The sequence below is a fragment of the Gracilibacillus salitolerans genome, from assembly GCF_009650095.1.
GTDB lineage: Bacteria > Bacillota > Bacilli > Bacillales > Amphibacillaceae > Gracilibacillus > Gracilibacillus salitolerans.
Genome location: NZ_CP045915.1, coordinates 3,165,901 through 3,186,976, shown reverse-complemented (window position 1 = coordinate 3,186,976; position 21,076 = coordinate 3,165,901). Strand labels below are relative to the sequence as shown.

General features: G+C 36.3%; 14 protein-coding genes. 10 read left to right on the top strand and 4 right to left on the bottom strand.

What is annotated here, in order from left to right; translation table 11 throughout:
* The first annotated feature begins 52 nt into the window (after nt 1-52).
* The 5 genes from GI584_RS15345 to GI584_RS15330 all read left to right on the top strand — a co-directional run bounded on the left by GI584_RS15345 (nt 53) and on the right by GI584_RS15330 (nt 11,347).
* Entirely contained in the window at nt 53-1,477 is a 1,425-nt protein-coding gene (locus GI584_RS15345; protein ID WP_153791750.1) for an alanine/glycine:cation symporter family protein, read from the top strand.
* A gap of 248 nt (nt 1,478-1,725) precedes the next feature.
* A complete protein-coding gene (locus tag GI584_RS15340) occupies nt 1,726-1,998 on the top strand; it encodes a hypothetical protein (protein ID WP_153791749.1) in 273 nt (90 codons plus the stop codon).
* 191 nt (nt 1,999-2,189) lie between these two features.
* Nucleotides 2,190-2,384 (top strand): SpaA isopeptide-forming pilin-related protein, encoded by a 195-nt coding sequence (locus GI584_RS24405; RefSeq protein ID WP_194842213.1) that lies wholly within the window; start codon nt 2,190-2,192, stop codon nt 2,382-2,384.
* A 648-nt stretch (nt 2,385-3,032) separates the two neighbouring features.
* Nucleotides 3,033-8,147: a SwmB domain-containing protein gene (locus GI584_RS15335; RefSeq protein ID WP_153791748.1), complete on the top strand. Its 5,115-nt coding sequence runs from the start codon at nt 3,033-3,035 to the stop codon at nt 8,145-8,147.
* 167 nt (nt 8,148-8,314) lie between these two features.
* On the top strand, nt 8,315-11,347 hold the full coding sequence (locus GI584_RS15330; protein ID WP_153791747.1) for an ATP-binding protein: 3,033 nt from the start codon (nt 8,315-8,317) through the stop codon (nt 11,345-11,347).
* 111 nt (nt 11,348-11,458) lie between these two features.
* On the opposite strand, the gene GI584_RS15325 is transcribed toward GI584_RS15330, so the two are convergent.
* Nucleotides 11,459-12,619, bottom strand: coding sequence for a response regulator (locus GI584_RS15325; protein ID WP_153791746.1), 1,161 nt, complete (start codon nt 12,617-12,619; stop codon nt 11,459-11,461).
* Between the two features lie 285 nt (nt 12,620-12,904).
* On the opposite strand from GI584_RS15325, the gene GI584_RS15320 reads away from it, so the two are divergent.
* The 4 genes from GI584_RS15320 to GI584_RS15305 all read left to right on the top strand — a co-directional run bounded on the left by GI584_RS15320 (nt 12,905) and on the right by GI584_RS15305 (nt 16,440).
* Nucleotides 12,905-13,933, top strand: coding sequence for a PhnD/SsuA/transferrin family substrate-binding protein (locus GI584_RS15320; RefSeq protein WP_100359899.1), 1,029 nt, complete (start codon nt 12,905-12,907; stop codon nt 13,931-13,933).
* Nucleotides 13,934-14,010: 77 nt separating this feature from the next.
* Nucleotides 14,011-14,775 carry a phosphonate ABC transporter ATP-binding protein gene (phnC, locus tag GI584_RS15315; protein WP_153791745.1) on the top strand — a complete coding sequence of 255 codons (765 nt, stop codon included), beginning with the start codon at nt 14,011-14,013 and terminating at the stop codon, nt 14,773-14,775.
* A 13-nt stretch (nt 14,776-14,788) separates the two neighbouring features.
* Nucleotides 14,789-15,574, top strand: coding sequence for a phosphonate ABC transporter, permease protein PhnE (gene phnE / locus GI584_RS15310; RefSeq protein ID WP_153791744.1), 786 nt, complete (start codon nt 14,789-14,791; stop codon nt 15,572-15,574).
* Nucleotides 15,574-16,440 (top strand): ABC transporter permease subunit, encoded by an 867-nt coding sequence (locus tag GI584_RS15305; protein ID WP_153791743.1) that lies wholly within the window; start codon nt 15,574-15,576, stop codon nt 16,438-16,440. Before phnE ends, GI584_RS15305 begins: the two co-directional genes overlap by 1 nt.
* 96 nt (nt 16,441-16,536) lie before the next feature.
* Here GI584_RS15305 and GI584_RS15300 read toward each other — a convergent pair whose 3' ends face one another.
* The 3 genes from GI584_RS15300 to GI584_RS15290 all read right to left on the bottom strand — a co-directional run bounded on the left by GI584_RS15300 (nt 16,537) and on the right by GI584_RS15290 (nt 19,116).
* The gene (locus GI584_RS15300) at nt 16,537-17,253 is read right to left on the bottom strand and encodes a sulfotransferase family 2 domain-containing protein (RefSeq protein ID WP_153791742.1); all 717 of its coding nucleotides are present in this window, start codon (nt 17,251-17,253) and stop codon (nt 16,537-16,539) included.
* A gap of 518 nt (nt 17,254-17,771) precedes the next feature.
* Nucleotides 17,772-18,374: a 30S ribosomal protein S4 gene (rpsD, locus tag GI584_RS15295; RefSeq protein ID WP_100359905.1), complete on the bottom strand. Its 603-nt coding sequence runs from the start codon at nt 18,372-18,374 to the stop codon at nt 17,772-17,774.
* 262 nt (nt 18,375-18,636) lie between these two features.
* Nucleotides 18,637-19,116, bottom strand: coding sequence for a GAF domain-containing protein (locus GI584_RS15290; protein ID WP_153791741.1), 480 nt, complete (start codon nt 19,114-19,116; stop codon nt 18,637-18,639).
* Nucleotides 19,117-19,357: 241 nt separating this feature from the next.
* Between GI584_RS15290 and ezrA the strand changes: the two genes are divergently transcribed.
* Nucleotides 19,358-21,064: a septation ring formation regulator EzrA gene (ezrA, locus tag GI584_RS15285; RefSeq protein WP_100359907.1), complete on the top strand. Its 1,707-nt coding sequence runs from the start codon at nt 19,358-19,360 to the stop codon at nt 21,062-21,064.
* Nucleotides 21,065-21,076: the final 12 nt, after the last annotated feature.

Below are 21,076 nucleotides of genomic sequence, written 5' to 3'. Positions count from 1 at the left end.
TATATTATTTATTTTGGGGTATAGTTTTTTCATACGAGAGGAGTGGAACATCATGGAGAAAGTAGAATGGATAGCTTCCAAAATTGTCGAATGGGGTAATTTGATTCTTTGGGATTATGTATTAATTTACTTACTAATAGGTGCAGGTTTATTCTTTACCCTTCGATCTAAGTTTGTTCAGTTCCGTTTATTCGGAGATATGTTTAAAGTTATTTCTGAGGAAGCGGTTGAGCAGAGCGGTAAAAAAGGAACCAATGCCTTCCAAGCATTTAGTATTACAATCGCATCAAGAGTAGGGACAGGTAACCTGGCAGGTGTAGCTTTAGCTGTTGCAATAGGTGGACCTGGTGCTGTGTTCTGGATGTGGATGATCGCCTTAATTGGAATGGCCACTGCATTTATTGAAAGTACGCTTGCCCAAGTATATAAAGTTCCAGATAAAGATGGTTTCAGAGGCGGACCGGCTTATTATATGGAAAAAGCTTTAGGACAAAAATGGATGGGTATTGTGTTCTCAATACTGATAACCATTACATTTGGCTTTATATTTAATGCTGTACAAGCCAATACGATTTCAGCTGCAGTAGAACAGGCTTTTGATATTGATAAAGTCTGGACAGGTATTGTACTAGTTGTGTTAGCAGGACTGATTATTTTTGGCGGTATTAAACGTATTGCATCTGTTGCCGGAGTGATTGTACCTATTATGGCTGTTATTTATATGATTGTCGGTTTTTACGTTGTATTCACCAATATTACCGCTATCCCAGATGTATTTATGCTTATTATCAAAAATGCATTTGGATTAGAAGAAGTATTTGGTGGTGGTGCTGGTGCAGCAATGATGTATGGTATTCGCCGCGGTCTCTTTTCCAATGAAGGTGGTATGGGTAGTGCACCGAATGCTGCTGCAACTGCAGGCGTCAATCACCCGGTTAAGCAAGGGCTTGTACAATCGCTGGCTGTATTTTTTGATACGATTGTCATTTGCAGTTTAACAGCATTTATTATCATTCTCTATGATAATTTCTATCAAGCATCAGAGGATGGAATTCAATTAACACAGGTTGCCTTAAGTGCACATGTCGGTGAATGGGCATCGATTTTCTTAGCGATCACAATCTTCTTCTTTGCCTTTAGTTCTGTAATTGGTAACTATTATTATGGTGAGACGAATGTCAGTTTCTTAAATCCAAAGGGAATATGGATTAACGTCTATCGTGTGGTCGTTTTAGGTATGGTTATGTTCGGTTCACTTGCATCTATCCAGATTGTATGGGATATGGCTGATCTGTTTATGGCAATGATGGCTGTAGTGAACTTAATTGCTATTTTATTATTGAGTAAAATTGCAATGGATGTACTGCAAGACTACGTCAAACAGAAAAAACAAGGAACAGATCCTAACTTCCACTATAAAAATGTAAAAGGTTTAAAGAACATTTCTTGGTGGGGAGCACAGGACGAAGAGAAATAGTATTGAACCCAGTCTTTATTTTAAGACTGGGTTTTTTCATGCATGTTCATACTTGTTATTGTTTTTTCCAAAATTTAACGCTAAACTTAAAATTACAGTTGTGTTGAAGAGGTGTAGATCAGTCTTATTATGGATTTTATGAATATTTTTACGAGATTGGTGAAGAGGATACGCCTTATCAATTACATGCAGTATATACTCCTGAAGCCAAGATTATCGATCTTCAACTAGAAAAACACGGTATTGATTTGAGAGATCGTAACCAGTATATAGATCCGGTAGATGATATTCTCATAGGAGATAATGGAAGTTTCGTCTTTACACAATATGAACAAGAAGCTAATGATCATTTCCATATGAATACTTACTATATTGACTTGTCTAGTGAGAGTATGGAACCAATACTAGTATATGAAAACGAAGTAAAAAAGAAGAAAAATGATATCTTTTTTAATCATGATGCTTCAGCAATTTATATTGCGGAAAATGGCATGTTACAAATAGTGGAGTTACAACCATAACTTTATAGATGATCATATAAGGCTGAGACAAACACTGTTACTGTAGAGAACAAGTAAATCATCCGAGAAGTTGAATTAGACAAAATTGATGCCGATACGAATCAATCCCTAGAAGGAGATAAGTATGTCATCCAAAAGCTAACAAATAATCAATCTGAAAATATTGTAGAAGTGATACCGGATGAACAAGGATTATATACTATGAAGGTTTAGAAACAGTAGAATATCAATTTGTAGAAGTCAAGGTACCTTCTGGCCTTAATTTATTACAAGAACCAATCTCCTTTACCATTGAAAAGAGTCAAAACGAAGTCCTTTCCATTACTGTAACAAACGAATTATTAACTGGTTCAGTTCAATTAATGAATGTGGATCAAGATAACTGAGAAAAAGGATACAAGGTACTGTTTTTCAGTTAGAGGATCAACTTGTAACAAATGAAAATGGGTAGAGTCACCGAAAAGCTTTCCGATTGAAGCGGACAAGGGTGACCTGGTGAGTGTACAGTTACTAATCATTTATTACCGAATGAGGAAGAAGAAAAAGAAGATGAAGAAAGTGGGAAAGAAGGAAACGGGTAAAAGAAGGTGATGATACTCTTTATCAAACACACCCACTTATTTATATAATATGTTATTGATTGGTGCTGTATTATTATTAGTTGGAAGTACATTCATATTCTATCTTCGTTTTAGCAAAGAAAAGAATAACGTACTGTTTAAGAGGGGACTTTTCCTCTCTTTTTTTGTGTCTAGCAGTAATCTAAATGATTTTTATAGATTAAATGATCTATTTTGTGAAAAGTAGAATAATAGTCTACAAGTTACATAGAGGACAAAAAATTGTAAATATCATATTTTAAAAGAATAATTACCGCTCGAGTTATTAATTAGTGATAAAAAAGACCTATTAATTGTGGTGAAAAGTCAATTTTGTAGAGTTTTTGTAGAGATTCGTCTGCTACAATCTGAAAGGATTGTCGAAAGGGAAATTATTTACAGTCCTATCTAAATCAAGAGAAAGGAGGGTAATGGATGGTATTTAATACTAACAACAGAAGTGAAAACATTTCAGAAAATAAAGGAGTGAAAAAAGATTTGAAGAAATTTCGATCAAAACTAGCAATCTTTTTAATTGGAGTATTATTGATTGGTACAGTAATGCCAACAGGCTTATTTGCAGCGGACATTGGATTTTTAGATGATCCAACCATCGACTACAACGATAACGTTCCAGCTGATGCTGATAGTGCAGTTCCTGTCACAGTGGCACCAAACTTGACTATTTCAGCAGAGGATGGAGAGGTTTTCTCAGGTGGCAACATCAAATTTGATATAGAAGGCGGAAGTGATCCGTTAGAAAAATTATCACTTCCAAATGGAACATATGAGCTTGAAGATGGGAAAGAAATAGAAATTATTGATGGTGTAATATACATGGATTCCAATGGCGATGGTGATTTAGATGATCCAGGTGAAGATATTGCGCGTGTAAATGAGATATTAAATGGGGATGGAACCTCTTTGCAAATCGATTTCTCTACAATCCCGATTCCTAACGGTGACTTTGAACAAGGGGATTTAGGAATAGTTGACGAGTCTAATACGATTCCAAACTGGTCGATTAACACGTCAAGTGAAATGCATGATGGAACATCTGTTGACCAAATTTGGTTAGGAGAATTGGCGACAAAGACGCAAGGTACTCTATATGATAGTGTAGAACCAAACGGAGATGGAACCTATACAGTAACGGGTACTGATATTAAAGGTAACAAATATAGTTATGTAACAGATATGAATTATAATGAAAGAGCAAACCCGAGCGGAAGTAGCGACCATCCAAACGTTGAAGGATTCGAGGCAGAATTTGAAGGTTGGACTTCAGGACAAGATAGAACTGGATATGTACAAGAAGTTTATGATACAGATACATCAAACGGTCAAGCATTAGAATTAGGATTTTTATGGGCACATTTAAAAACTGGCGATTATGCAAAAGATGATGGTCAAATTGCTACCTCATTTGGGGCTGAGGCCGTTAGTGATCCATTTGAAGCTCATGCAGGAGACCAATTAGGTTTTGACTGGAAAGCCAATGCTGGAGGAGATGACTATGAGGTTTATGGCTTTTTGGTAAAGCTGAATGAAAATGATGGTTCAATAGAAGAATATACGGAAATTCTATATGGAAGAGGGTTAAATAAGGATTGGACTACTAATGCTGGTGTTATCACTGAAGATGGCACATATCAATTCCGTTTTGTAGCGGGTTCATTTAACAGAACGGACGGAACTTCGCACGGCGCCACATTGAGTATTGACAATATCCGGATTTTAAGTGGAAAAGTTGTTGCTAGTATTGCAGAACAAATCGGTCAACTCGTGGAATATCAAACAACTGATCTACTTGGTGATCGTAATGTAAATATTACTGTTACGAACGGTACTGGCGGTGTAAGTGAAGCTGAGGCAGTTCCGATTAAAATGGACAACGAAGTGGAAAGATCAATCACGATTGAAACACCAACAGTAGGAGAAATAGTTTATAATCCGACACCAACCATTACTGGTAAAGTTATGCCGGGATCCGATGTGCAGGTTAAGGTTACAGGACCGGACGGCTATATGTACACTCGAAGTGCAACTGTAGCTGATACTGTATGGGAAATAGATGCTATTGACCAACTAACTGTACCGGGTGAATATACGATCAGTGTGACGGCCTCAATTGGAGAAATGGAAACTGATCCTGCCGTGACGTCTACGTTTAATTTTGTAAGTAAAGTACCACTAGAAGATTATAAAGATAATATTCTTCCAACTATTGTATCCGATGAAGAAACTTATCGATCTGGTTGGCCTGAATATCAGACGGCATTAAAAACTGCAGCGGAAGTTATCGCTCAGATTGATGATGAAACTGCTGGAGAAAGGCTTACTCAAGAAGAAGTGGATAATGCTTTAGCAAACCTACAAACTGCTGTAGATGCACTAGAAAAACATCCACCAGAAGAATCAGAACCTGCCGAATATGAACACGGAGACAACAAAATCACCATTGATTTTGATAAAGACGTCGTGTTGACTGACGATAGCGGCCCATCTGTAGGATTTACGGTTACCGTCGATGGTGAAGAGTACCTTGTTACAAATGCAATTGCGAATGGTGACAAAGTAACACTAACGGTTGAAGGTACTCTAAACAGTGATGCTGAAGAAGTAATAGTGGACTATGATGGTTCTTCCGATAATCTCTATGGTGACGAGCTTAACGGTTCAGCAGACGAGACGTTTAGCATTGTTGCAACAGACGAATTCGGGGCTGGTCTACAAATTGAAACAACCATAGGTGATACAGATGACCGAACACCATCTTTTACAGGTACTGCTCATCAAGACGCTGTTCAAGTTATTTTAACATTCAAAGACAGTAAAGGAAATATAGTGGAAGGGCTTGAAAATATCGAAGCCGGTTTAAATGGTGGCTCATGGACATATAATATTTCAAATGCTCTAGAATATGGTGATTACACGGTAGAAGCTACCGCATTTAATGGAGAAAGCAGTAGAACTGTTACAAAATCAGCTACCTTCACAGTTGTTGACAAAACAGATTTAGAAGCAGCGATTGAAGAGGGGCAGGAATTAGAGGAAGACGATCACCGTGCAGGATGGGAAGAATTTGCCAGAAAGCTTGACGAAGCACAAGAGGTAATAGACAACCCAACCGCCTCTCAAGAAGAAGTAAACGCTGCTATAACAGAACTTGAAGCAACACGTGATGCTTTAGAGAAACATCCACCAGTTGCCGAAACTGCATCATTTGAACATGATAGCACCACCATTACAATTGACTACGATAAAGCTGTTACATTCGAAGATGGTGCAATCAATCCGACTAAAGGATTTACGGTAACAATGGATAGTGAGCCATTAGAAGTAGTAGGTGCAGAAGTAGAAGGAGATAAAGTTACGTTAACTTTGGCTGATGGTACAAAACTGTCTAGTGATGAGGAAATTGAAATTACTTATAATGAAGCAAATGGTGAATCAAATCTTGTAGGCAATGAAGAAAATGGCTCTCCGACTGAAGATGCAACATTTAATGCATACGACGAATTCGGTGCAGCCCTTCATATTGAAAGTACCAAAGGCAATACAGATGATCGTACAACCCCTTTCACTGGTGATGTTCACGAAGAGGCAGATAACGTAACTATTACCATTGTAGACAGTGAAGGGAATGACGTGGTAACGAACGCGGAGGCATTCATTAACGGCACTGGATGGGTGTTTGAAGATGCGCACTGGTTGGAATTAGACCCACTAACTCCAGGTGACTATACCGTTTATGTTACATCTGAAGACACGGATACAGAACGAACTGTTACTAAATCTGCAGCATTCACGGTTGTTGACAAAGAATCCTTAGAAAGGACCATTGATCGTGCTCATGAATTAGATGAAAATAATCATCGTGCAGGGTGGGAAGAATTCATCGATAAATTGGATGATGCACAAGAAGTATTCTCAAACCCAACGGCTTCACAGGAAGAAGTCCAATCAGCATCAGATGACCTTTTAGAAGCACGAGATGCTTTAGAAAAACATCCACCAGAAGCGATTAATGCGACATTCGATCATGGCTTTGATCAAATTACCATTGAATTTGATAAAGATGTATACTTTGCCAATAATGAAGTGGAACCAGAAGCAGGCTTTATGGTCATAATAGATGGTGTAGAGGTAGAAATTATTGCTACGGAATTAGTAAAAGCAGATCCAGAAAGCAAAACAAACAAAGTAAGACTAACATTAGAAGAAGGTACTGCTTTATCCAGTGACGCAGATGTAAAAGTCTACTACAACCAAGAATCAGCAAGTGCTAATCTGTATGGTGATGAGGAAAATGGAACAGCTGTAGAAGACTTTACTTTCCAAGCAGACGATCCATTTGGACACGCCTTGCAAATCGATGATCCAAATGGTATTACGAATGATTTAACACCAATCATCGAAGGTACAGCTGATGTGGATGCTGATCATGCAACGATTACGATTATATATCCAGATGGAGAAGAAATAATTGTTGATGAAGATGATTTAACGATAGATGAGAATGGTACATGGACATATAACGTCGAACAAACCTTAACATCAGGTGAGTACAAAGTGGAAGTTACAACTTCACAATCTGGTCGACCAGATGTTACAAAGGACCATTACTTTACAGTCGTTGACAAAACAGATCTAATTGCCACGGATGATGAGATTACGAAAGAAGAGCTAGTGGAAGATGAATATACAGAAGATTCATGGGGTACTTTGGTAGATACATTAGAGCATGCAAGAGAAGTCATTGCTGAACCAAATGCAACCCAATTAGAAGTAGATCAAGCAAATTCTGAGTTAGGAGAAGCATATCGTAACCTTGTTTATAAACAAGCCTTAGCAGACGAAGAGAAAAAGTCCGAAAAATTACAATCGGAGCATTACTCTCAAGCAAGCTGGGAAGCTTACCAGGAAGCACTTGAACGTGCACAGGATGTGTTAGGTAATCCTTCTTCCAGTCAAACCGATGTGGATGAAGCTTTAGATACCTTAGAAGCAGCTCGCAAAGCACTTACAGTAGACAAAACATTACTGGAAGCAGAGGAAAATAAATCAAAAGAGCTGAACATTGAGGATTACTCTGAAACCAGCTGGGCAATTTATCAAGAAGCATTAGCCAAAGCACAAGCTGTACTTAACGATCCGAATGCAACACAAGAGGAAATCGATAAAGCAGAAGAAGAACTGGCAACAGCACGTGCAGCACTAACTGTAGATAAAGCTTCATTGAAAGAGGAAGAAGCAAAATCAGATGACCTAAATGCATCTGATCACACTAATGATAGTTGGAAAGCCTATCAAGATGCATTGAAAAAAGCTCAAGAAGTCTTAGCTGATAAAGATGCGTCCCAGTCAGATGTAGATGAGGCATTAGCGACATTAAAAGATGCGAGTGAGGCTTTAATACAAGTAGAGGAACCGTTACCAGATACAGCAACTAGTTTATTTAACTGGTTACTTATCGGGGCCGTTACTTTATTAATAGGAATTACAATATTACAGCTGCAACATCGTAGGAGAAAAGGTATATCTTAGTAACAGATCTGAATAACAAAAATAGGAAAGCTGTCCGATATGATCGGCAGCTTTTCTTACGTGAATAACTAGAATGATGTAAAAAGTTGTCACATATACTAGACTTCTTGATTTATTTTGTCATAATAAAAGTAATGAAATTTACAATTTAGAAGGGATATATACCCGTGAGCAAAAACAAAATTATTATTTTTTTAGCATTTATTCTTATATTAACCAGTATTCGTTTAGTTTGGATTTCCTCTAATTCAGTGGAAACAGATCAACCTTTCATAGACGGTACACTTGATTTAACAGACTGGGATAGTGAACAGGAGGAAATACTACCGTTAACTGGAGAGTGGGATTTTTATCCTGATAGATTACTAGACCAAAACGATGTCAATAACAATACTTTTACCAATGAACGAGATCAACAGCATTTTCCCAAAAGTTGGTTTAAATTTGCTGACACTTCAGATTATACATATGGTACTTATCATTTAGAACTAACTATAGACCAGGACATGCTTTCGAAGTCTTTTTCCTTATATATCCCCCGTATTCCTAGTGCAACCCGTATTCTTTTTAATGGTGATGTAGTGAGACAAACAGGTAACTCTTCATCTGATGATAATCAATTTGTGTCCAGTACCAAGCCATTTGTTGCGAACTTTCATACATATTCGGAAAAAATCGATATATTAATACATGTAAGCCATGATGGTTTACCAATTAAATTTCCCAATACCAGTCCGTTATTGTTCGGAGAAACTGGCGACATCATGAAGAAAATGGAGCATGCCACATTAAGCAAGGTCATAGTATTGGTTCTTGTTTCTACTTTTGCTCTGTTTGGAATAATATTATTTTTCATGGTAAAAAGGCCTAAAGTAATGCTTTATTTTTTCTTGTTAATGATCAATGTAAGTTTTATGGTTTTGCTCGATGTCGATACTGTTGTATTGTTGGATCATCCATTTAGTTATGCTAATGATATAAAATTACGTTATATCAATTATATCCTTATGGCTATTTTGTTATTGAAGTTTTGTCAATATTTTCTTCCTAAATATGCACAAAATAAAACTATTACTTTTGCTACATATTTTTTTAGCCTTTACTTATTTTTAGTTATAATCTTACCAATAACAACACTATTGAAATGGCAATTTTTATTAGGATTGGTTTTAATAGTTACTTCTACTACTATTATTATTCAATTTACTAGAGCATTAAAAGATAATGTAAGAGATAGCATTTTCTTGATGCTTTGCATTATGGCTATAGTAAATAACAATGTGTGGGCATTTATGAAGCATCGTTTCTTTGTTCTAGTCGATTTTTATCCAGTTGATTTACTCGCAGCTCTTATCATTTTTGCAATGTTTTGGCTCAGGCGATTTATGCGGTATGTATATGAAATAGAAGAAGTATCCGAACAACTTTATCAAGCTAACAAGAGTAAGGATGACTTTTTAGCCAATACATCTCATGAACTGAGAAGTCCACTTCACAGCATGATACATATTGCGCAATATGTACTGGATAATAAGGAGAATCAAATTACCGAGAAAGATAAAAAGGACATGAAACTACTTGTATTAATTGGTAATCGCATGTCGCTTTTAATAAACGATTTGATTGATTTGACCTTAATCAAAGAAAAAACCATTCGGCTGGATCAAAAAAATGTAAATGTCTATCCTGTGGTAACGGCAGTGATAGACATGATGCAATATACCTTGAACGACAAAGACATTAACATTGTGAATAAAATGAAGCCTTCTTTACCTCAAGTTCAAGCAGACGAAAACCGCCTTGTCCAAATTCTATTAAATTTAGTCCAGAATGCGGTTAAGTTTACGGATAAAGGAACTGTTACCATTCAAGCGAGAGTATCTGAAAGTAACATGCAGATCGAAATAATCGATACAGGAATCGGTATAGAAGAAAACAAACTTTCATCCATTTTTCAGCCATATGAACAACATGTGAAACAAGGGAATACTGGTATGGGCCTCGGACTAGTCATAACAAAAGTGCTCGTGGAACTACATGGTGGAAATATTGAAGTGGATTCAGAAGTAAACAAAGGTTCAGTCTTTCGTTTTACCCTTCCATTGGCAAAGGTTCAGGAAGAAAACAAGCAGCAAATTATCCAACCGTTGCAAGATTCGGAAGAACAGATTGACGTGGAAGACTTTTTATCAGACGAGGACAAATCGCATCTTTTATTAGTAGATGATGAAAGTCTCAATTTATCGGTTATTTCGAAAGTATTAGATAAAAGCCGATATCACATATCTTTTGCCAAAAGTGGTCAAGAAGCATTAGACAAAATTAACCGATTTAAATTTGATCTGATTATTAGTGATGTCATGATGCCCAAAATGTCTGGGTATGAATTGACGAAACAAATTCGTGCGAAGTATAACTTGTCAGAGTTACCAGTTCTGTTACTCACAGCAAGAGGTCGTCCAGAAGATTTACAAGCAGGATTTCATGCAGGTGCTAATGATTACATCTTCAAACCAATTGCACCATTAGAGCTAAAAGCTAGAGTACGTATGCTTACAGATCTAAAAAAAGCAGTCACTGATCAAATGCGTATGGAGGCCGCATGGTTACGCGCCCAAATTAAACCACATTTCCTTTTTAATTCGATTAATTCTATTTTGATTCTTATGGAAAAAGACCAAGATAGAATGCGAGATTTATTAGATAAATTTATATACTATTTGCAAACAAGTTTTGACTTTCAAAATGCAGAACATGAAGTAACGTTAGAGCAGGAACTGGAGTTAGTGGAAGCATACTTAGAAATTGAAAAAGCAAGGTTTGAAGACAGAATCCAGGTGAACTGGCATATTGATGAGAACATCCAATCAATTATAAAGGTACCACCGTTATCCATACAAACGTTGGTGGAGAATGCGGTAAAGCACGGGATTCTTAAACGAGCAGACGGTGGTCAAGTATCGATTGAAGTTTGCAATCAGGAGGACGTCTATGAAATTCGTATTCATGATGATGGAAAAGGGATGCCAGGAGAAGTAAAAGAAATGATCACTAGTCAGACATATAGGAAGAAATTTGGCATTGGTCTCTTTAACACAGACAAAAGATTGCGCCAGAGTTATGGAAAAGGTCTGCAAATTATAAGCGGGCCGGATCAAGGTACTACCGTTGTCTTTCATATCCCCATGGGGAGTAACTAGTTTAGAAATAGATTTAATTCACTTATCCTCTCTATCTTAAAGATGGAGAGGAATTTTTATAGCTTGAAGTATAAAATATAAAAAGGTAATAAATGTACGATTGCTACCTTTTTACTTAATATATTTTACAACATTTTTATTCCAGCGATTATACCATGTACTGACTTCTGGATTAGGTTTAATATCTAATTCTGTTTTTAACATTCTTTTTAATTTCTGATATTGGTTTTCTACTTCTGTGTATTGCTGCATACTTGCGTGTATTTTCATTAACTCAAAATAACTGTCTTCCATATCAGGACAAGTGTCTTGCACCGTATTATAAACAGAAATTGCCTCTGCGTATTCCTTTTCTTTGAGATAATAGTTAGCTAACATTCTAGCAATCTGTAACCATTGCTGTCTTCTATTCTCCACTTCATCTGTAGCCCAGTAAAAGTAATAGGAACCTAAATAATCTCCATTATATTGTTGAAACAAATGTTTGAATTTGTGGAGATTGGCACGATGAATGGAAGAGATTTTTGCAAGTTCTTTATCCCACACTGCTGTATCCAAAACAAGGGAATCACCTGATTCTAATGTATATCCAGTGTCCATATTCGTAACACTTTTTATGGTAATGTCTTGGATATTAGCTTTCTTTAACGAGTTCCGGCAATGATAGATTGTAGTATAAAGTTGTTGATAACCTTTTTCAAGAGAGAAATCTGGCCAGAGTAATTCTATTAACGTTTCTTTGGCAACAAATTTATTGCGATGATGTAACAGATATGCAAATAACTCTAGGGTTTTTCTAGTTCGCCATTTAATCGGGATTTCTTCTCTTTTTTCGTTATAAAATTTAATTTCATGAAAACAGGTAAGGAACATATGTTTATTGTCTGTTTTTAGTTTTTTAGGAGGTTGGTAACGTGATTTAAGGCGTTCTAATGTTTTTTGGAGTCTCTTTGGCTGAATCGGCTTCAGTATGTAATCTAAAGCAAATAATTCGAAGGCCTCGATGGCGTATCGATCATAACCAGTAACGAAAACAATATCAATGTTTGCATTCATTTCTTGTATCCTGTTTGCGAACTCTACTCCATTTATTTCTGGCATATGAATATCAAGAAATATGATATCAGGTGCATTATGCTGGATTAACTCCAAGGCATTTCTTGGATTCTGATATTCCCCAATCACTTCAATATATTCATTTTGCTCCTGTAACAACTGTCTCAATGCTTCAAGAGGTAGCCTTTCATCATCAATTAATACTGCTTTAAACAAATGGAATCATTCCTTTTACATTAATTCATGGCTATGTACTATTATTATAAACAAAATGGATAGAATTGTCTGTAAAAATAAGATGAAAATAGGGATTTATTCCTTTAACATTTATAATCTTGTAAATACTTTGTTTAAATAATGTGAATTATCTTAAGTATATGTGAAAAGATAGTAAAATTGTCCAAATTCTCCATGGTTTATGATTTAATGTGACTAGCTTCAGATAGAAGATACTTCTCAGTTAAATGAAAAAACTACTTACTAATCATGGAGGGAAATGTCATGCAAAAGAAATGGTTTCTCAGTGTTGTGTTCCTTGTAGTTACAGTAATGTTAGCGGCTTGTTCAGAAAGTGCAGAAGGGGAAGAAACAGGTTCGGACGATGTAATTGATATTGTCTGGTATCCAAATGAGTCTGGTAACGATTTGAAAACAGCTCGAGATGCAATTGGTGATGAAATTGCCGAAGCAACTGGTAAAGAAGTAGAACATCATCTAACGACTGATTATGCGATTGCGATTGAAACGATTGTTAATAATAATGCAGACGTAGCGTTTATGGGGGCACAAGGTTATATCGAGGCTAGTGATCAAAATGATGCCATTCAGCCAATTGTTGTATCTACTGGTCCGTCCGGCACATTAGATGACGCTATGTATCACAGCTGGCTGGCAGTGAAAGTCGAAGATCAGGATAACTACAAAGTGGGTGGAGAATTTTCCCTAGATACGATTGAAGACACAAGATTTTCTTTTGTCTCCAACAGTTCTACATCTGGGTTTGTAGTACCTTCTTCAACCATAATAGGACATTTCTCTGACAAAGATTTATCAGAAGAAGATTTAATGGAAGGCGGACCACTTTTCTCTCAAGTATTGTTTGGCGGTTCTCATCAAGGATCAGCTGTTAACTTATTAAATGATAGTGCAGATATTGCAGCGTTTTGTGATTCTTGTGTTAACAATTATGTGGAAGTTGCAGAAGGTGAAGAAAACACAGTCGGTAGTGTATATCGAGTAAAAGATGATGCCGAAGAACCATTTAATACCGTGACAGGTAGCGAGTTTATGTTGATGAGTGTGACACCAGTATTGAATGCACCATTTGTTGCCAATATGGATGTATTGGGACAAGAAGACTATGATCTCATTCAAGAAGTATTTGCTTCTGATGTGATGGCAAATAATGAGGATGTTTTTGTACCAAAAGATTCTGATGCATCTGGATTATTCACTAAATCAGATCAAGAAAGATTTGTTCCGGTAGAGGACGAGTGGTTTAACCCAATTCGTGAACTTTCTCAGAATTAATAAATAATCTATGAGGGGTATGCATTCGAATTGCATACTCCGTATTTTCTAAAAAATACGAAAAAGGAGATTGTTCCATGTCATTACTTAAAGTCGAGGGACTAAGCAAGTTTTATGATAGGGAAACCAAGGTGTTAAGGGACGTTGATTTTGAAGTGAAAGCTGGTGAATTCTTATCGATTATTGGTCCTTCTGGTGCTGGAAAGTCAACTTTACTTCGGTGTATGAATCGCTTGGTGGAAATTAATGAAGGGAAAGTCATTTTTAATGGGTTAGATGTTGGTGCAATGAAGAAAAAGGAATTACGAAAGTTGCGTACTAATATCGGAATGATTTTTCAGCATTATAATCTCGTACCACGCTTAACAGTGATCGAAAACGTACTGCACGGTCGGTTCGGCTATAAATCAATGATACAAGGTGTACTCGGAAGATTTACAGAACAAGAAAAGGAACAGGCTTTTTTTCTACTAGAGAAGCTAGGGATTTTGGAGCATGCATATAAACGCTGTGATCAATTAAGCGGTGGCCAGCAACAGCGTGTCGGAATATGCCGTGCACTTATTCAGGAGCCGAAATTGATTCTTTGTGATGAGCCGATCGCCTCTTTGGATCCAAATTCCTCCAAGGTTATCATGGACTATTTAAAATCCATTAGTACTGAAATGGGAATTACTTGTATTGTTAATCTCCATCAAGTAGAAGTAGCCAAGGAATATGCGAGTCGAATTATTGGCTTAAAAAAAGGTGAAATTGTGTTTGATGGTCCTAGTAAACTTCTTTATGGTGAGCAGATTGAGAATATTTATGGAATCGAATCAAGAGAATTAATAACGGTTTAAGGGAGTAGGTAACATGGACGCAAAGCAAATGCGTAAGAATAAATGGCAGACAACGATCTTTTTAATTCTCATTATTATTATCACCTATTTATCTTCTTTCATAACGAAGTTTCATTTAATCGAAAGTATTGCAACCATACCAGCTGCGTTTAGTTGGATATTCTCTAATCTCTTGATCACCCCGGAATCTTTGGAAAAGTTACCACAAATATTGGAAAAACTAGGGGAAACGATTTTTATGTCAATTGCTGCTACGACATTGGCAGCAGTAGTATCACTTTTTCTAGCGATAATGGGCTCAAAAACAACCAAGGTGAATCAAACTTTCAGTGTTATCGCCAGGTTTATCGCCTCATTTTCAAGAAATATTCCGGTTGTGGCGTGGTCACTTATCTTGTTAATCTCGTTCGGGCAAAATTCTGTAACTGGATTTTTGGCTTTATTTGTTGCAACAGTGGGATTCTTGACTAGAGCATTTATTGAATCGGTAGATGAAGCAAATCAAAGTTCTGTCGAAGCACTTACTGCTACAGGTGCAACCTATTTCCATATGATTAGTAAAGCCGTTATTCCACAGAGCCTTCCGCAAATGCTTAGCTGGATTTTATTTATGATCGAGACCAATATTCGGAGTGCTACATTGGTAGGAATATTGACCGGTACTGGTATTGGATACATGTTTGATCTGTATTATAAGAATATGAATTATAACCTTGTTGCATTAATCACATTTACCATTATTATCGCCGTTATTGCCATTGAATTAGTATCTAATAAAATACGGAGGGTGATCATATAATGGAGATGGTGAGAGAACTGGATCCGGCTCTTATTAAGCGTAAGAGGAACGGTGAAATCAATATTAAATCCGGAAATAAAATCGATGTTGTCGTGAAAAGGACGATTTGGGTGCTAACTGCCCTCACTATCTTGGCGTTTTTCTTCTTTGATTATACGGGACTACAGCTAGATCGTGCGATTACAGAGACTCTCCACAATATTCGAGTGATGTTTTTGGAACCAGGATTAAGTCATTTTAGCTGGGGAGAAGCGTTTTATCAAGTAGGAGTAACCCTTGGTTTAGGTGTGTTAGCAACCATTTTTGGTGCGATTATTGCCTTCTTCCTTTCGTTAATGGCAGCAGAAAATCTCTCTAAACCGTGGCTATCAAACACCGTTCGGATTGTAGTAGCGTTTATCCGTGCAGTGCCAACAGTACTATGGGTGTTAATTTTTGCTATCGCTGCTGGTCTAGGAAGTGAAGCAGCAGTGCTTGGGATGCTGTTCCACTCCGTAGCTTATCTGGTAAAAGCATTTTCTGAATCATTTGAGGAAGTTAATCCAGGGATAATTGAAGCATTACGTGCAACTGGTTCTAGTTGGTGGCATATTGTCATCAATGGTGTCCTTCCATCGACTTTCACTTATTTATTGTCTTGGACGTTTTTGCGTTTTGAGATAAATTTCTCTGTAGCAGTTGCAATGGGTGCGGCTGCCGGGGCCGGTGGTATCGGATTTGAATTATTTATGGCATCTGGATTTTATTTTGATTTAAGAGAAGTTGGTTTTATTACATACGCGGTATTAATTATTGCTATTTTCCTAGAGGTTATTTCGACTCGATTGAAGGAGCGTTATTTTCCTTCTTCGGTTAAAACGAGATAGAGTTCAATAGCATTGGTAAAAGATTTTTGACTATTAATATGAATAAAAATAATCCCCATCTAATTTAGGTGGGGGTATTTTACGTTTACAGAACATTCAGGTATTGAATTGCCTGATCCATTTGTTTAATTCCTTTTGTGTATCTTTATCCAGAGAGTTCAACTTTTTAATGAAATGCTGTTTTGCCCATTCATATAGTTCTTTATCATGATGATTGACTTGTTCAATAGACTGAATGATGTTAGGGTCAATGTTATCCATCTCCGGTCTGCTGTTTGTTTTATTTTTTCTATTAATAGCTGAAAACTTCCAACCGTAAATTTCATGTATGAAAAACAAAGATTCTATATACATGTCTGTAAACCCTACTAAGTCAAAATGTTTGGAGATATTTCTTTTCGCTTTTTCTACATCAATGGGATCACCGCCGGATAAATATCGTGTCGCGAGGTTAACTGTTCTATAACGAATATTACGTATATCGTTTTTCTTATAACGGTGGTTTTTAATTTCCTCATCTTGCATATATTCAACAAATTCTTGCAGGGTCATTTCATTAACTTTTTGGTATAAGGCGTCTCGTTCATAACTTCTTATATAATAATAAGAAGAAATAACTCGATCAGCAGGGTCCCTTAGAAACGTAAAAAAACGAATTGGTTTTTGATACTCCTTAAAATACCTATTGTGCCATACATGGATAGTATCTTGCTGTCTTCCAAATAAGTCCCATAAAGTCTTTCCACCTGTTTTCGGTATATGCAAAAAAACTGGATTTTCAGGGTTTGTAGCTTCTTTATCAAAAATGATCACGCGCTTCAGCCTTTCTGTATCATTTTATAAAATTTTCACTTTATTATAAGCAGGTAACTGAATTTTGTGTAGGTTGTATAAAAGGATCTGAAGGGGATATTTAATGATGAGTTAGAAACATTGCTAGAAATGAATATTCTATGTATATAGAGGCGGCATCTCAAATGAGGTGTCATTTTATTTTAATATTACTATACAAATCTAATTAAGCTAAGGCTTGTACCTGAAGGTTTGATAGCACTAATGCATGGGAAATAAAGCGATAATTGTTCTTTTGTAAGTAAAGTGAAATTGGAAATAAAGACATTCATCTTGCCCTTCTTACAAGATGAAAAAGTAGGTCTAATTGAAGCTGGCCATTCATGCATTTCTAATGCTTAACGGAGAAATCATAGAAATAAGTTTAGTAATTTATTGAATACCTTGTTTTACGAAATGAAAACAAACAAAACCCCTATAACACTTGATATAACAAGGTTTCTAGGGGTTTTAAAACTGTTAAAAAATATACTCTGAAATTAACGAGAGTAGAACTCAACGATAAGCGCTTCGTTAATTTCTGCTGGTAGTTCAGAACGCTCTGGTAAGCGAGTGAATGTACCTTCTAATTTATCTGCGTCGAATGATACGAATTCAGGTGTGAAAGTGTTAGCCTCAATAGCATCAGCGATAATATCTAGCTTTTGAGATTTTTCACGAACACCGATTACTTGACCAGGTTTTACTTTGTAAGAAGGAATGTCTACGCGACCTCCATCTACAGTAATGTGACCATGGTTTACTAATTGACGAGCTTGACGACGAGTACGTGCAAGACCTAGACGGTAAACAAGGTTATCAAGACGAGATTCAAGAAGAATCATGAAGTTCTCACCATGGATACCTTTCATTGCGCCAGCTGCATCAAATAGATTACGGAATTGACGTTCAGTTACTCCGTACATGAAACGTAGCTTTTGCTTTTCTTGTAATTGTAAACCATATTCAGATAGTTTACGACGTTGGTTAGGTCCATGTTGACCTGGTGCGTAAGGGCGTTTGTCTAACTCCTTACCAGTACCTGTTAATGAGATACCAAGACGACGAGACTTTTTCCATACAGAACCTGTATAGCGAGCCATTGTGCATCTTCTCCTTTATATATAAATTTTGCATAAAATAAGACAGTGTGTTCCTATCTCGACAGCCATTTTGTTTTCATGCATCCTCGCCCTAGTAGCAGAGAGTTACACGATGCACCTCACTTCCACAGAATGTGGTGAACGTTGAAGATCCGAGGTGAGGAACAAAATGGTCAGCCAGCGGTTCACATAGGCTACCTTTTTTACACAAAGTTCATTATATGATGCCAGGGAAGGAATGTCAACAGTTAGTTAGGATACTCTAAATATATTTCTCTAAAGTTTGGACGAATTGTTCCAAATACTTTTGATCTATTTCATCGAAACGTTTTTTATTAGGACTATCGATATCTAATACACCGAAAACTTCTCCATCTTTGATAATCGGAACTACGATTTCTGATTGGCTTGCTGCATCACAAGCAATATGGCCAGGGAATTGGTGTACATCTGCTACGACTTGGCTTTTCTTTTCAGCAACAGCTGTTCCACATACACCTTTACCACTTTTAATTCGCACACATGCCGGCAACCCTTGGAATGGCCCTAAAACTAGTTCGTCGTCTTTCCATATATAAAAGCCTACCCAGTTAACATCATGTAAGAATTGGTTTAATAATGCAGACGCATTAGATAAATTAGCAATCACATCTGGTTCGTCAGATAATAGGGCATCTAATTGTTTAATAACGATTGGATAATCCTTCTCTTTAGCACCGTTAGTACCTTGTGTTTCAAACATAAATCTCCACTCCTCATTATGAATTTTACTTATCATACAACACATCCTCATAAGTGACAAATCATGAAGCTTAGAATAGGAAAATACAGATTTCGATAAAAATATTCAAAAATAGTAAAATTTTTAGCAAAAAGGTGTAGAAACATGGTATCATAACAAGTAACAATAAAGTCGTCTAAAAATATAAGGAAATTTAACTATACATATACAAGTTATCGGTTGCTTTGAAGGAGGATTATTTATGTTGGAATTCGTGATCGGTGGAATTCTTATTATTATCGCATTACTTATTATTGGACTAATCTTTAGGAAAAAGGTCTATGATAATGTCGATCGGCTTGAAGCATGGAAGATGGATATTATGAATCGAAATGTTACGGTAGAATTAGCCAAAGTAAAACAGTTGAACTTATCAGGTGAAACCCAAGAAAAATTCGAGAATTGGAAAGAAAACTGGGATATTATTCTGACAAGAGAGCTACCTGATATGGAAGAATACTTATTAGATGCTGAAGAAGCTGCAGACAAATTTCGGATTAATGTATCGAAGAAGAATCTGCAACATGTTGAAAAAACGTTGCAAAACATTGAAAAAGATATTGAAGATATGTATCAGGAACTTGATCATTTGCTTAACTCAGAGAAATATGTTCGACAAGAAATTAAGGAATTAGATCCGAGAATAAAAGAACTGAAGAAATATCTCTTACATAATCGCACGCAATTTGGGCGAGCGGAAATTGTTTTTGAGTCCGAATTAACGAAGGTGGAGAAACGATTATCAGAGTACTCCATGTTAACGGATGAAGGAAATTATATGGAAGCACAAGATTTGATCGAGGCCTTAAAAGACGAGATAGAAAATATTGAAGAAAGAATAAGTACATTTCCAGGTATTTATCGTCAATGTAAACAGCTAATTCCAGAGCAGATGAAAGACTTGCTTAGAGGTATGTCTGAAATGGAAGAAGAAGGTTACCGTGTACAGCAGTTTGGTTTTGAAAAAGAACTAAAGCAATATGAAAACTTGTTAAAAAATGCGATAAAGGAATTAGATAGTGGCGAAACAAATACAATTAAAGAATCCTTAGAACAAATGGAAGAGCGTCTGAACGAAATGTTCCAATTGTTAGAGAAAGAAGCAAAATCAAAAGCTATTGTAGAAAGTCATTTTCCTAGTGTGCGACAACATGTAGCCGATATTCAACAACAGGTGGAGAGTACTGCTAATGAAATTAAAGAATTACAACAAACTTATTATTTAGAAGAAGCAGATCTAGAGTTATTTCTCAGTATTGAAAAATGGCTCGATAAATCAGAAAATCAATTTGAACAAATCGAAAAAGACTATGAAGATCGTAAAGCTAATCACTTAGAGATTAAAGAAAAGCTCGACATTATCTCTGAAGATCTTGAAAAGTTAGATAAAGCACAAGAAGATTTCCAATTGCAAATTAAAGATTTAAGAAAAGATGAAATGGAAGCGAAGGAAAAAATTATAGCATTAAAGCAACAATTAATCTATATGGATAAGAAGTTACAGAAAAGCAATATACCAGGGATTCCATCTTTTATTATCAATGCACTGGAAGAATCAACAGAAAAATGTGAAATCGTTCTGAAGCATTTACAAAAACCTCCTTTAGATATGGGAAAGGTACAGCATAGTATTTCTGAAGCGAATAAATCAGTAAATAATTTTGTGGAACAAACGAATTTATTGCTGGATCAGGCGCGTTTAGTAGAGCTAGCTATTCAATATGGAAATCGATATCGAAGTGGTCATCCATTACTAGCAGCTCAGTTATCTGAAGCAGAACAATTATTTAGAAATTATAAATACGAGAATGCATTGGAATCAGCAGTAAAAGCATTGGAAGAAGTAGATCCGAATGCTATGGCAAAAATCGAGGAAATGGATAAAGCATTTCAACAAAAGGCTAATTAGGCAGAATAAAGG